Raw genomic sequence first — 14,172 nt, forward strand, 5'->3', positions numbered from 1 at the left:
TCTAGGCACGAACAGTAACACTTGTTCCATCTTCTTTGTAAAGATTGATGAGGCCTTCTTTCAAAGCACGTACCATGTCACCAGCTTCTACTGGTTGAGGAACCTTGATAGTCAAAAGTTCCATTGGATTTGGTGCACGATCGATTTTATTTCCTTTGGCATCGTGAAGGTCTTCAATATAAGTTTCAAAATGACGGAAGCCTGGTCCGTAGAATTCAACTTGGTCGCCTTCGTTGATAACGTTACGTTGACGGATGGTTGCTGTCTGAGTCGCATCATCATAAGCTACTACTTCAGCAACAAACTTGTATTCTGGAATCTTACGACGAGCACCAAACAGTTGTTCATTTTCAGATGGTGTTCCGTAGTAGAAACCTGTAGCCAATTCACGTTGGGCCACCTTCCACATTTCATCTACCAAATCTTGTTTAATGGCCTCAAATTTTTCAGGGCTCTCAAGGTAAGCATCAACTGCAGCCTTATAGCAGTTTGTTACTGTTGAAACGTAGTGAATGGACTTCATACGGCCTTCAATCTTAAGACTGTCCACTCCATTTTCAATCATATCTGGGATATGATCAATCATAGACATATCAACAGCTGACATGGAGAATTCTTCAGGAATTTCTCCCTTAAGACTCTTACGTTCTTGACCAAATGGCATGTCGTAAAGGTCATATTTCCAACGGCAAGATTGTGAACATCCACCACGGTTGGCATCACGCATACTCATGTGGTTTGAAAGTGTACAACGACCAGAGTAGGAAATACACATAGCTCCGTGTACAAATGCCTCAATCTCAACATCTGTACGTTTACGAATTTCCGCCAATTCTTCCATAGAAACCTCACGCGCCAAAACGACACGCGTCAATCCAAGTTCTTTCCAGAATTCTAGGGTTTCGTAGTTAGTCGCACTAGCCTGGGTTGAAAGGTGGATTTCAAGTCCTGGTGCTTCTGTTGCTGCAATCATGATCAGGGCTGGATCTGATACGATAACCGCTGCAATACCAATATCACGTAGTTTACGGAACCATTCTCCAGCGCCTTCTTCATTTCCTTCGTGCATAACCATATTAGCTGCTACATATACCTTAGCACCATATTTAGCTGCAAACTGTACTCCTTCTTCCATTTGCTCAAAAGTAAAGTTCCCAGCTCGACTACGAAGACCATAGGCCTGACCACCGATAAAGACCGCATCTGCTCCATATTGAACAGCTACTTTCAATTTTTCTAGAGTTCCTGCAGGTGAAAGAACCTCAGGACGTTTTAAAGTTTTTGTCATGTTTTCTCCTATTTGCAATATAAAAGTTTGACACTAATCCTTACCATTTTATAGCAAATAGCTTGCAAAATCAAGTCTTGATTCATTGTTTAGACAATTTAATCTAGGATTACTCTTTAATTTTTGGATGGAGTCTCAAGTTTCCAACTATTCCATCCTCTAAAACGAAGAGAACCTTCTTGTTTCAATCGGTATAGTTTACTGCTGTCCAATGAAAGTTGAGACTGAGAATCATTGCCTCTTCTTTTCTTTTCAGCAGATATGATGGTAATTTTACTTTTCAGTTTTTTAAGCAATTCTGAATTGGATGAACTCTTTTTATCATGCTGGCCCATAATCACGACATCAGCTTGTAAATCAGGATAGTTCTTGAGTAAATCTTTTTCTTTTAAGTTTCTAGCTATCAAAAAAGTTTGGTCTAGCAATTTCCCATGAAGAAAAGTTTGAGAAGTTTTATCCTTACTTTTTTTCGTGTCGATCATGTTTAACTGGCTCCCAAAAATAGAGATTTGTTTCTTTGTTTTTATACTCGAAATGATCATCTTGTTTAATTTCAGTTTTTCAAGCAAGTCCTTCTGAGCTAGACTCTCTTCTTCCAATATAATTTCTTTAATCTCAAAAGCTCTGCTAACTTCCAAGAGGTTTTCAATCTGTTTGTCATCACTATTGGTTAGAATTAACTGATCAATCTCGGCGACTCCTCGACTTTTAAGATAGGGAATCAAGTTTCTTTGAACTTGACTAGAAGTCGTCTTTTCTTGCCAAGCTTCTTTGTCTTCATCCTCTTCGTCTTTGCCGACATCAATCAGAATAGTTTTTCCAGTCAAATCCCTTAGAAAAATACTCTGTCCTTGTCCAATACCGATTAGGGTGATTTCATTTTCCAAAGGATATTTAGTAAGGATAAAGAGTGTACTAACTATGAAAACTAATAGTGACAACCTTTTACAGTTTTTTCTTGAATCATACAGTAAGGCCAAAATAAGTAAGAGGGCCAGTAAAACCCAGAGGCTAGGTTGTCCAAAAACGATGGGCTTGCTAGTACTCTGAGCTACAAAACGAATGATACTTTCTAGTCCTTCAAAAATAAAATTGACTTGAGTGACCGGATAAATAAAGGAAAGACAGAATAGAATCGATAAGAGAGGCAATAAGACCAAGTCAAATAAGAAAGAAAAAGCAAAGGTCAAAAGGATTGACCATGGTTGAAATTCAGAAAAATAGAAGGTTAAGATGGGCAAAATTCCTAAGGAAATAATCAAACTTTCTCTTAAAATAGCTTTTACACCTTGCTCTTCTTTGCTGGTCATTGTTAGGATAAAGGCATAGGCACAAGAAAGGACCCCACCGGTCGACAAGAAAAAGTTGGGCATGACCAGAAATAAGATCAGAATTGTCAGGGCAAAATTATCCAGTCCCTTAAATCCATGTTGGGCTAATAATTTTTGTAGGAGACTGCGAATGACTGAGGCTGAAAAACCTGTTAATCCTGCATAGATTAGCGAAAATGGATAGGCCAGCCATCTGAACTTTTCTTGACTTAAACCCAAACGTAAGACTGCATTCTTAAAGACATTCATGAAGAAACCTACCTGCATACCAGATAAGGCAAAAAGATGAATAATTCCAAGACTTGAATAAAGCTCATTCATCTCCTCAAAGTCTGTATCCAAGTGCCCCAGCAATAGGCCTGTCATATAGTTACGCATCGGGTCTGGAAACTTAGTCTTGATCCAAACTACAGCCTTTCGACGTAAACTAGACAAGTGTTCTCCTATGTCCAAACTGCTAATTTTTTTTAGTGACTGGATTCTCTTGATATTGAGTATCTGGTAAATTCCTTGGACCTTCAGATAAGCTTGGTAATCAAAACCGCCAAAAATTCTCTGCCCTTGAGGTTCTGATAATTTTCCTTCAAGTTCAATCTCATAGATGTCTGTAAGATGTTGAAATTGTTCTTTCTCGGCTTCTGATTCAAACTTATAAAAAACCTGAAAAATTCTTCCGTCAGCTTTGCCTCGAAAGGATAGACTATCTCCGTTCACCTTGATGGTATCAGGTAATATTCGCACTGTCTCAACCGAGTCAACGAGAAAGTGACTGGCTTCTTCTTGTTGCCATTTTTGATAGACAAACCAAGATGCGAAAAGACTAGATACCAGGAAAACTTTGATGACTATCTTCCAAGGATACTGGATAAAAAGGCAAAGCAGTAGAAATACAAAACCAAGAAGGGCAATAAAACTAGCCGAAAAGATAGCATAGTAGAGCCAAAGCAGGAGAAAACTGAGATATATTTTGGGGACTGGAAAGCGACTAATCCACTGTAACATAGTCTTTTAACTTTTCTATGGTTTTGGCACCAATGCCAGAGACCTTCTTGAGCTCGTCTACTGACTTAAACTTCCCATTTGTTTCACGGTGGTCGATGATGTCCTGAGCGCGTTTAGCACCTAATCCTTTGACTTGTTTTAACTCTTCAAGACTGGCTTTATTGAGATTAACCTTCTTGCTTTCCTTATTTCCAGTAGCATTTGAATAAGACTCTTGGTTAGCCGATTCTTCCTTGGTTGGGACATAGACCAGGCTTTCATCACTGACTTTCTGAGCTAGATTGAGATTCTTGCTATCTGCATTTTCAGTCATCCCACCAGCTTTTTGCACAGCATCATGAACCCGACTACCAAGTGGTAAGTTATAAATGCCAGGTGATTTAACAGCTCCCTTGACATCAACAGTAATTAGATCTTGCTCTACCACTTCTGTGGTTTCTTCTATATCCTTAGGTATTTCTTCTTTAGACTTGACTTTGGCAGAACTTTCAAGTTCTGTTTGTGGACTTGTATCTTTTACAGGAATTTCTGGGCTTGGTTTTAATAAGAAAAAAGCCCCTACTGCCAAGCCTAGTCCAACACAGACAACGATAATTTTGTACTCTTTGATTTTTTCGATAAGAACTTCCATATTTTCTCCTCTCTTAGCTTATTCGTAAGAGAAAGAAAAAAACAGCTGAAAAAACTTTTCAACTGCTTACTTATTTGCAAAATAATCTTCCTTGGTTAAAACATAATGTACACGTGTTACAATTCGTCCCGGTTCTTTATTATCCATTCTGGCATATGGTTCTTCGTGAGAAAAACGCATCCCTGATTTCTCCATGACCTTTCCAGATGCAGGATTATCCTTATCGTGAAGAGCCGTCAACTTATTCATTCCGATTTCTTCAAAAGCCAGTTCAATTACAGCTCTATTGGCTTCTGTCGTCAAACCTTGATTCCAATATTTTTGATGGATAATGTAACCAATGGCTGCCTTCTTAAGAACAGTATCCATCTTGTGCAGGTCAATGGTTCCGATAAACTCTCCTGTACTTTTTAATTCAATTCCCCATCGGCCCAATGGATTGGCTAGATAAAATTGAGCAATATTGTTCTTGGTTTCCTCTAAACTTTGATTGGTTGGAAAAGTGTAGCGCGTATTTTCTTTATTTGAAGCATACTCAAACATAGCTTCTGCATCATCAAGTGTTACAGGTCTAAGCACTAAGCGTTCTGTTTCGATAACGGGATGCTTCGCTAGTTTGATAAATAGTGATTCCATGATTTCACCTCCTAAAATAAGTTGCTAAAAGAATAACATAAAAGAAATAGGTTTACAAGTTTTTCTTGCAATTTATAGCGGTTTTATATAAAATAAGAACATCACAAGAAAAGACTGGGTTCTTCCTGTGATGATTTCGTATAAGAACCTAGATATTAAATAAGGAGCTAATCTCTATGTTAATTGGAATTCCAAAGGAAATTAAAAATAATGAAAATCGTGTTGCTTTGACACCTGCTGGTGTACAGAGTCTTGTTGGTCGTGGTCACCGAGTCCTCATCGAAACAAATGCGGGACTTGGATCTGGTTTTGCTGATGATGACTATGAAAAGCAAGGAGCTGAGATTGTCGCAACTGCAAAAGAAGCTTGGGCTGCAGAGTTAGTTGTCAAAGTAAAAGAACCTCTAGATACTGAATATCAGTACCTACGTGATGATTTACTTCTCTTCACCTACTTGCATATGGCAGCAGCCCCAGAATTAGCGGATGCTATGTTAGCAGCAAAAACAACTGGTGTTGCTTACGAGACCGTTCGTGACAACCAAGGTCAACTACCATTGTTAGTCCCTATGAGTGAAGTTGCTGGTCGTATGGCTGTCCAAATCGGAGCTCACTTCTTGACTAAACAAGCAGGTGGTTCTGGAGTTCTTTTAGGTGGTGTCCCAGGTGTTCCTAAAGGTAAAGTAACTATTATCGGTGGGGGTGTCGTTGGCACACACGCAGCACGTATCGCTCTTGGTTTAGGAGCTCAAGTTACTATTTTAGATATCAGTGCTAAACGTCTTTCAGTCCTTGAAGATGTCTTTGGTCATCAAATTCAAACTCTCATGTCTAATCCATTTAACATTGAAGCAAGTGTTCGTGATGCTGACGTAGTTATCGGAGCTGTTCTAATCCCTGGAGCAAAAGCACCAAAACTTGTGACAGATGACATGGTTCAACAAATGAGACCTGGTTCTGTCATCGTAGACGTTGCTGTTGACCAAGGTGGAGTTATCGCTACAGCTGACCGAGTAACAACTCACGATGAACCTGTATATGAAAAACACGGTGTTCTCCACTATGCAGTAGCTAACATTCCTGGAGCAGTTGCTCGTACTTCTACTATCGCCCTTACAAATGTGACCCTTCCTTATATCGAAGCCTTGGCAGGAAAAGGATTTAAGAAAGCAATCCTTGAAGATGCTGGATTACGTGAAGGTGTAACAACTTATCAAGGTCAACTCACAAGTCAACCAGTTGCTGAAGGTTTAGAACGTGACTTCACACCTATCAGTGAACTTGTCTAATAAGAAATTCAAAAAAATTAAGAGCAGTTTTTCAACTGCTCTTTTTCTTTATTCTGTTTCTTCTTGATTCTCTTCAGCTTTGACAGGTCGAGGTTCATAGGCTCTGATAATCTGAGCAACGACTGGATGTCGAACCACATCCTTAGCTGAAAAATGAACGAAGTCAATCTGGTGAATGTTCTTAAGTTTTTCCTGGGCATCAATCAGACCTGATTTAACATTACGTGGTAGGTCAATTTGGCTAATATCCCCATTGACAATCATTTTCGAATTGAATCCAAGACGAGTCAAGAACATCTTCATCTGCATGATGGTTGTATTTTGGGCTTCATCCAAAATGACAAAGGCATCATCCAAGGTACGTCCACGCATGTAGGCCAAAGGCGCAATCTCAATAATTTCTCGCTCCATGAGACGAGTTGTTTGGTCCTTCCCTAAGATCTGATATAAGGCATCGTATACTGGACGAAGATAAGGGTCTACCTTTTCCTTCAAATCACCTGGTAGAAATCCCAAGCTTTCCCCAGCTTCTACTGCTGGACGTGTCAGGATGATACGCTTAACTTGACCACGCTTGAGGGCTGTCACTGCCAAAGTCACTGCTAGAAATGTCTTACCCGTACCAGCAGGCCCAATTCCAAAGGTAACGTCGTGATTCTTAACACTATCAACATAAAGTTTTTGTCCCAGTGTCTTTACACGTATCGGTTTACCAGTATTATCTTTGATGATTTCTTCTTCATAGAGGGCAACAAACTTATCAATTTCATGATTTCTCACCATATTAATGGCTGTCACCACATCCGGAGTTCCTACTGTCATGCCACGATTGACCAAGACCATCAAGGCTTGAATTACTTGCCGTGCTTCTTCACAAGAAGATTCCTCTCCCAAGACTTGTACAATCTCTGTACGAGCGTGGATGATAACATCTAGCTCTTCCTCCATCAAACGAAGATGGCGTTCATTGGAACCAAAAAGATGAAACAGGTCATCTGGATGACTTAACTGAATGTCTATTGAATGTTCCTTCAAACAAAGAACCTCTCTAACTCTTTAATTTCTTTTTATTATAGCAAAGGCATTTAGAAATTGCTATCCCTAACACCTATGCCTTTTTAATGTTCTAAATATTCCTGCCAGATGCGATCGAAGTCTCCCATATTAAAGGAAAAACTAGCATGTTCTTCTAAAAATCGACTCACCTGATCGAAATCATCCGTATGTTTCGGGAAGGCTGACTCCTCAAAGGCAAGATCCGCTAAAATTGCTTTGGGACTATTACTTTTAGGATTACGCTCTGTCATAAGCCAAGTATAAAATGATTTTCTCATATAACTCCCTAAATTAACTCAGTACCAAACTCATCCTGTTTGATTTTCCCAGCCTTCATCAAGCCACCAAGTGCTTTTTTGAACTGACCTTTAGAAATACCAAAGGTAGCCTTGATGTCATCTGGTGATGATTTGTCATTTAAGGTCATAAATCCACCATTACTTTCCAAGTAAGTCAGAATCATTTGTGCATCGTTTTCTAACATCTCAAAAGAGCGAGGTTTTAGTGATAGATTAAGAGTTCGGTCAACTTCACGGAAACCAATGACACGCACATCTAACACTTGCCCCAAACGTGGCTCTGCATAGCGCTCACTTGGGTGGATAAATCCAAGCATGTTGTTTTCTGGTAGATAGACAAAAGTTCCTGATAACTTAAGACGATAAACGATTGCAGGCCAGTTTTGGTTCTGCATGTTATTGTAGGCTGGACGAGCTAGACGTTGGAAGTCCTCTTGGTAGGCTAAGAGTCCCCAGATACGGTCCTTCTTATCTACCTCAAGACGGATGTAAAGTTTATCACCTTTCTTAGGCCAGAGTTCCTTGATCTCAGGGAGGATATCGAGTGACACAACGATTTCTTTATCAGGTAGACCGGTATCAACAAAAACACCCAAGTCCTTACGAACTTCCGTTACGGTTCCCCAACCAAATTGGTCCTGAGTGGCAGTCACTTCTATGGTAGTCAAGCGAAGTTTTTGCTTCATATCCGTGTAGGCAAAGCCTTTAACGGTATCACCTATTGCATGCTGGCCTTCTTCCTTATCAAGAGCATAGGTCTGACCATCCTTTTGGACAAAGTAAAAACGGTCATTTTCATCAGTTATCAGACCGACGATAAAACTAGCAAGATTTGTATTCATGTTTCCTTCTTTCGAATAAAACTCAGCCAGCAATGCCAACTGAGTTTTTCTGTTTATTTCTTAGACTTCCAATAGTTCTTTTTCTTTATTGGCAGTCATGTCGTCGATGTGTTTAACAGCATCGTCTGTCGCTTTTTGAATATCTTTTTCAAGTGTTTTCAACTCATCTTCAGTGATTTCTTTAGCTTTTTCTTGTTTTTTAGCTTCATCCATAGCGTCACGACGAATATTACGGATCGCTACTTTAGCATTTTCACCAACTTTTTTCACTTCTTTAGCAAGGTCACGACGAGTTTCCTCTGTAAGAGCTGGAATTACTAAGCGAATAACAGAACCATCGTTAGCTGGTGTAATACCAAGGTCAGAAGCATTCAAAGCACGCTCAATATCTTTCAAAGATGTTTTATCAAATGGTGTTACCAACAAGACACGCGCTTCTGGAATAGTGATAGAAGCGATTTGGTTAAGGGGTGTTTCTACACCATAGTATTCTACGTGGATACGATCAAGCAAGCTTGCATTAGCTCGACCAGCTCGAATACTTCCAAATTCACGAGAAAGTGAGTGATGAGATTGGGTCATTCTCTCTTTTGCTTTTTCAACAATTGCGTTTGCCATAATCTTATTTTATTCCTTTTCTTCAATATTGTTAGAAACTGTAGTTCCAATATTTTCACCAAATACAACACGTTTGATGTTACCTGGTTGGTTCATGTTAAAGACAACCAAATCGATATCGTTGTCCATTGAAAGTGTTGAAGCAGTCGAATCCATAATACGGAGACCTTTACTGATGACATCACGGTGAGTCAATTCTTCAAATTTAACAGCTGTCTTATCTTTCTTAGGATCGGCATTATAAACACCATCAACACCGTTTTTAGCCATCAAGATAGCGTCTGCTTCAATTTCAGCTGCACGGAGAGCTGCAGTTGTATCTGTTGAGAAGTATGGTGAACCAACACCTGCACCAAAGATAACAATACGGCCTTTTTCAAGATGACGAAGGGCACGACCACGAACATAAGGTTCAGCTACTTGTTGCATAGCAATAGCTGTTTGCACACGAGTATCTACACCAACTTGTTGCAATGAATCTGCCATTACAAGAGCATTCATAACCGTTCCGAGCATACCTGTGTAATCTGCCTGAACACGATCCATGCCAGCTTCTGCTGCAGGTTCTCCACGCCAGAGATTTCCTCCTCCGATTACGAGGGCAATCTCAATCCCGAGGTTGTGTACTTCTTGAATTTCTTGTGCCATTGCTTGAACGGTTTTGATATCAATACCGACACCACGTTCACCAGCAAGGGCTTCACCAGATAGCTTGATTAAGATACGTTTATACTTAGGTTCTACCATTTTCTCTCTCCTTTTTTCATCCTACCTATTTTATCACAATTTCAAGGATTTTTATAGTATCATGAGCAATTCTTTCAAAAAAATTAGACAGATAAAAATTTCTCTAAATCAGACAAGGCGCGTTCTGCAATTTTCTCATAACGAGCCTTTTTATCACGAATACGCTCACCTTCTAACTCCTTGATAATCCCGAAGTTGACATTCATGGGTTGGAAATGCTTGCTATCAGCATGAGTGATATAATGAGCTAAACTTCCGATAGCTGTTGTCTCTGGGAAAATAGCCTCACTTTCTCCTTTAAAAAGACGAGCAGCGTTGATTCCAGCAACCAATCCTGAAGCAGCTGACTCAACGTAACCCTCTACTCCTGTCATCTGACCAGCAAAGAAAAGATTTGGCTGTTTCTTAGAACGATATGTTTGCTCAAGAAGATTTGGCGAATCCATATAGGAATTACGATGCATGACACCATAACGGACAAACTCCGCATTTTCAAGACCTGGAATCATTTGGAAGACACGCTTCTGCTCTCCCCATTTGAGGTGAGTTTGGAAACCAACGATGTTATAAAGACTACCTGCAGCATTATCCTGACGAAGCTGAACAACTGCATACGGTGTTTTAAAGTCACCATCACGAGGTCCTTTATAGTCTTCTGGATATTCTAGACCAACTGGTTTCATAGGGCCATAAAGCATGGTTTTAATGCCACGCTTGGCCATGACCTCAATCGGCATACAGCCTTCAAAGTACTTCTCTTTTTCAAAAGAATTAAGAGGTGCTTCTTCTGCATTGACCAAGGCTTCATGGAAATCCATAAATTCTTGTTTGGTCATCGGAGCATTCAGATAAGCTGCTTCTCCCTTATCATAACGAGATTTGAGATAGACCTTATTCATATCAATGGTGTTGACATCGATAATTGGTGCTGCCGCATCATAGAAATAAAAGCCATCACCATCATTAAGGGCATGGATTTTTTCTGCAAGGGCATCACTAGTCAAAGGTCCAGTCGCCACGACTGTAATGGCATCCGTCGGCAACTCTGTAATCTCATCACGAACCACCTCAATGAAGGGGTGATTAGCAATTTTTTCAGTAACCATTTGGGAGAAACCATCTCGGTCGACCGCAAGGGCTCCCCCTGCAGGAACACGTGTAGCTTCTGCTGATTCTAAAATCACAGAACCAAGACGACGCATTTCTTCCTTAAGGAGCCCGACAGCATTTGTAAGAGCATCCCCTCGTAATGAGTTGGAACACACTAATTCTGCAAAGTTCTCTGTTTTATGCTGAGGTGTTGATTTGACACCTCGCATTTCATAGAGTTTAACTGGAATACCACGCTCTGCGATTTGATAGGCTGCTTCAGAACCTGCCAAACCAGCACCTATGACATTGATATAAGATTGAGACATGACACTAATACCTCTTTGGGTGGAATCTAAGTCCATATTAAAACAAGCAACTGGACTGGTTGACACCCACAAATCTTTCTAAATTTTTCTCCTACTAGTATAACAAAAAAAGGGAAGAAGAGAAACTTCCCTGTTTAATCTTGAATTTGATTTTCTTCCCATTCGTGGTAGGTAGCGTAGAGCTGGCTTTTATTCCACTGGTATGCCTTAGCAACTTCCTTAATGGCTTGATTTTTCTTAACTCCTTGTAGTATACGGTCTTGAATTTCTATGAATAAGTCCTTCTCATCCTTTTCCTCTATCTCCTGGCTAGCTCCCTCAATGATCAGAAGGCATTCGCCCTTAAGAGGAGTTTCAGCAATGTTTTCTAATAGTTCAGTGATACTTCCTCGTTGATACTCTTCATAGATTTTAGTCAATTCTCTGACCAAGACTACCGAGCGATCTCCGTAAACTGTTAGCATATTCTCTAAAGTATCTGCTACACGATAAGGAGATTCATAAAAAATCTGGGTTTCTGGATAAGCTTTTTTTTCCTCAAAAAACTGCTTCTGCTGGCCTGATTTTCTAGGTAAAAATCCATAGAAGATATGAGGTTGGGGTGCCAAACCACTGGCAATCAAGGCAGAAATTCCTGCGCTTGCACCAGGAACCGTGACTACAGGGATATCTTCCATAATGGCAGCCTTAACCAAATCATGGCCAGGGTCCGAGATACTTGGTAACCCTGCATCCGATACCTGAGCGATACTCTGTCCCTCTTTCAAAAAGCTAATCAAATCAGGAATTTTTTCATTAGCATTGTGCTCATGAAAACTAATCTGTTTGGTTGAAATGTCAAAATGCTTGAGCAAGAGTCCTGTATTACGGGTATCCTCCGCCGCAATCCAGTCTACCTCCTTTAAGGTCTGAATAGCGCGAAAAGTCATATCGTCTAAGTTACCAATCGGTGTAGCAACTAGGTAAAGCTTCCCATAGGGAGATTGACCCTTAAAACTTCTTTGAATCTGCATGCTTACTCCCTATACAACAATTCATCACAGAACATGCATTCTTCATCCTGATCCCGACGTTGTCCATAAAAATCATTACAAACGTGAAAACCATCTTTATAGATCCGATGAACACTTTCACGAACGTGCTTTGCTCTAGCTGTAGTATCAGTTTCTACCTCGCCGATACGTTCTCGCAACTTAGAGTTTTCCAAACGAAGAGCTGTATTTTCCTCTACTAGGCTCTTTAGATTTTTCTTAATAGCTTCAACATCAGCTAAAGTTGCAAGCAACTGCTGGGAAAAATCATCTAAGGCATCAAATAATTCTTTTTTGTCCATTAACCAGCCCTTTCCTTTCTGTATCATTCATTCTTTAAGCTTAAATTTCTTTTAAAATCAGGTATTCTAGAGAATTTTGAAAGCTGACATTGGCTTGCCACATTTTTCTAGATTCTAGTAAATTTTCTAATATCTCACGAACTCTTGCTTGTAGGATTTCTTGCCCACAAAGAACTTCTAGGATACGCAAGACTTGGTCCTGTTTTTCCTTGTCGTCAGCTAAGCTAGCTAGTTTTGCGACTTGAAGGTAGCTTTCTTTCTTCTTAGTTAATAACCAACTTAAAAGTCGTTCACTTTCCTCAACCAAGGTCCAAAAGCTTGCTTGACTTGCTAATTTTTCGGCTTCAGACTGTGATTGACTATACTGAGCTAGAAGTTTGGCTTGTTTTTTTACCAATCCTAGTTTTTCAAGTTGTAAGCTGATAAGAGCTTCTTGTTTTTTAAATTGAAAAATCTGAGTTCGACTTCGAATAGTCGGGAGCATCATCTCTTCATCACTGGTTAAAAAGAAGATATAGATTTCACTCTGGGGCTCTTCAATTACTTTTAAAAGGGAATTGGCTGCATTGACATGCATCTTATCAGCCTGCTCAATGATAAAAACCTGACGTGGATTTTCAATACCTGACTGGGCAAACTGACCTACTAATTCTCTAATACGTTCAGTCTTGATGAATTGATTGATTGGTCTAATAATGGTAACATCCGGAAACTCTTCTTGCTCAATCAACTTGCAGTTACGGCACTTTTCACAAGGTAAGACTCCTACCTTATCCGTACAGAATAGACTTTTTGCGATAAACTGAGCCATCTCATAGCTTCCAAAGTAGCCTGAAAAGAAAAAGGCATGATTAAGCTGACCCTGTTCTAGGATATGGACAAAGCGATCAAATTGCTCAGGTTGCAAAGCCTTTAGCTGTTCTTGTTTCATCTTGTCAATCCCATTCTATCAAATAAGACCTCTTTGGTATGATCTATTACTTGTTCGAGTGGCAAACTAGCATCAATTTTCACGATTCGCTCTCCCTCTTTCTCTAGAAGTGAAAGATAGCCCTGGCGAACTTTTCGATGTAGATCAAGACCTTCTAAATCTAAACGATTAACCTCGCGATCACTGTTAGCAGCGATACGAGCAAGACCTTTTTCTACCTCAATATCAAAATAGAGGGTTAAATCTGGCTTTAGCCCATCAGTTGCGAACTGGTTAAGCCAATTAATCGCATCAATATCCAAGCCACGGCCGTATCCCTGATAAGCAACAGAACTATCAATAAAGCGGTCCATAATAACCATTTTCCCAGCTTCAAGCGCTGGTAAGACTTTTTCTACCAAGTGCTGTCTTCGACTGGCAATATAAAGGAGTAACTCTGTTTTAGCATCCATCTGTGTATGACTAGGATCTAGAATGACTTCACGAATCTTCTCACCAATTAAGATGCCTCCTGGTTCCCGAGTTGTCAGTACCTCGATTCCCTTTTCTTTTAAATTCGGTAACAAGCCTTCTAAAACACTAGTCTTGCCTGCTCCTTCTGGTCCCTCAAGAGAGACTAAAAATCCTTTTGACATGTCTAACTCATTTCTCTTTTACTATCTTCTATTCTATCAAAAAATCAAGTATTTGTGAAAAGCTTTTTCTAATTATCGACCAGAAAGATCTGTGAAATGACCAGATTTCAGTCTCT

General features: G+C 39.9%; 15 protein-coding genes. 1 reads left to right on the top strand and 14 read right to left on the bottom strand.

The window, feature by feature from the left end:
• Position 1 precedes the first annotated feature (1 nt).
• From QM941_RS04610 to QM941_RS04625, 4 genes are all read right to left on the bottom strand, one after another.
• Positions 2–1,288, bottom strand: coding sequence for a peptidase U32 family protein (locus QM941_RS04610; RefSeq protein WP_414339297.1), 1,287 nt, complete (start codon positions 1,286–1,288; stop codon positions 2–4).
• Positions 1,289–1,404: 116 nt separating this feature from the next.
• Entirely contained in the window at positions 1,405–3,621 is a 2,217-nt protein-coding gene (locus QM941_RS04615; RefSeq protein WP_414339299.1) for a ComEC/Rec2 family competence protein, read from the bottom strand.
• Positions 3,605–4,252: a helix-hairpin-helix domain-containing protein gene (locus QM941_RS04620; protein ID WP_414339300.1), complete on the bottom strand. Its 648-nt coding sequence runs from the start codon at positions 4,250–4,252 to the stop codon at positions 3,605–3,607. Before QM941_RS04620 ends, QM941_RS04615 begins: the two co-directional genes overlap by 17 nt.
• 66 nt (positions 4,253–4,318) lie before the next feature.
• Entirely contained in the window at positions 4,319–4,888 is a 570-nt protein-coding gene (locus QM941_RS04625; RefSeq protein ID WP_414339301.1) for a GNAT family N-acetyltransferase, read from the bottom strand.
• 176 nt (positions 4,889–5,064) lie between these two features.
• Between QM941_RS04625 and ald the strand changes: the two genes are divergently transcribed.
• Complete coding sequence (ald, locus tag QM941_RS04630; RefSeq protein WP_414339303.1) at positions 5,065–6,177, top strand: alanine dehydrogenase; 1,113 nt, start codon at positions 5,065–5,067, stop codon at positions 6,175–6,177.
• A gap of 48 nt (positions 6,178–6,225) precedes the next feature.
• Here ald and QM941_RS04635 read toward each other — a convergent pair whose 3' ends face one another.
• The 10 genes from QM941_RS04635 to tmk form a co-directional block, all read right to left on the bottom strand.
• On the bottom strand, positions 6,226–7,212 hold the full coding sequence (locus tag QM941_RS04635; protein WP_414339306.1) for a PhoH family protein: 987 nt from the start codon (positions 7,210–7,212) through the stop codon (positions 6,226–6,228).
• Between the two features lie 83 nt (positions 7,213–7,295).
• Positions 7,296–7,511 carry a YozE family protein gene (locus QM941_RS04640; RefSeq protein ID WP_001232087.1) on the bottom strand — a complete coding sequence of 72 codons (216 nt, stop codon included), beginning with the start codon at positions 7,509–7,511 and terminating at the stop codon, positions 7,296–7,298.
• A gap of 8 nt (positions 7,512–7,519) precedes the next feature.
• Entirely contained in the window at positions 7,520–8,374 is an 855-nt protein-coding gene (gene cvfB, locus QM941_RS04645; protein ID WP_414339308.1) for an RNA-binding virulence regulatory protein CvfB, read from the bottom strand.
• A 60-nt stretch (positions 8,375–8,434) separates the two neighbouring features.
• On the bottom strand, positions 8,435–8,992 hold the full coding sequence (frr, locus tag QM941_RS04650) for a ribosome recycling factor (RefSeq protein WP_006148672.1): 558 nt from the start codon (positions 8,990–8,992) through the stop codon (positions 8,435–8,437).
• A gap of 9 nt (positions 8,993–9,001) precedes the next feature.
• Positions 9,002–9,739 carry a UMP kinase gene (gene pyrH / locus QM941_RS04655; RefSeq protein ID WP_006148673.1) on the bottom strand — a complete coding sequence of 246 codons (738 nt, stop codon included), beginning with the start codon at positions 9,737–9,739 and terminating at the stop codon, positions 9,002–9,004.
• An 83-nt stretch (positions 9,740–9,822) separates the two neighbouring features.
• Complete coding sequence (gene trmFO / locus QM941_RS04660) at positions 9,823–11,157, bottom strand: methylenetetrahydrofolate--tRNA-(uracil(54)-C(5))-methyltransferase (FADH(2)-oxidizing) TrmFO (protein WP_414339310.1); 1,335 nt, start codon at positions 11,155–11,157, stop codon at positions 9,823–9,825.
• Between the two features lie 134 nt (positions 11,158–11,291).
• Entirely contained in the window at positions 11,292–12,170 is an 879-nt protein-coding gene (gene rsmI, locus QM941_RS04665) for a 16S rRNA (cytidine(1402)-2'-O)-methyltransferase (RefSeq protein WP_414339312.1), read from the bottom strand.
• Positions 12,171–12,172: 2 nt separating this feature from the next.
• Entirely contained in the window at positions 12,173–12,490 is a 318-nt protein-coding gene (gene yabA / locus QM941_RS04670; protein WP_414339314.1) for a DNA replication initiation control protein YabA, read from the bottom strand.
• A 40-nt stretch (positions 12,491–12,530) separates the two neighbouring features.
• Positions 12,531–13,421, bottom strand: coding sequence for a DNA polymerase III subunit delta' (locus tag QM941_RS04675; protein WP_414339315.1), 891 nt, complete (start codon positions 13,419–13,421; stop codon positions 12,531–12,533).
• The gene (gene tmk, locus QM941_RS04680; RefSeq protein ID WP_414339317.1) at positions 13,418–14,056 is read right to left on the bottom strand and encodes a dTMP kinase; all 639 of its coding nucleotides are present in this window, start codon (positions 14,054–14,056) and stop codon (positions 13,418–13,420) included. Before tmk ends, QM941_RS04675 begins: the two co-directional genes overlap by 4 nt.
• Positions 14,057–14,172 lie beyond the last annotated feature (116 nt).

This window comes from Streptococcus timonensis (assembly GCF_047460355.1).
Lineage (GTDB): Bacteria > Bacillota > Bacilli > Lactobacillales > Streptococcaceae > Streptococcus > Streptococcus timonensis_A.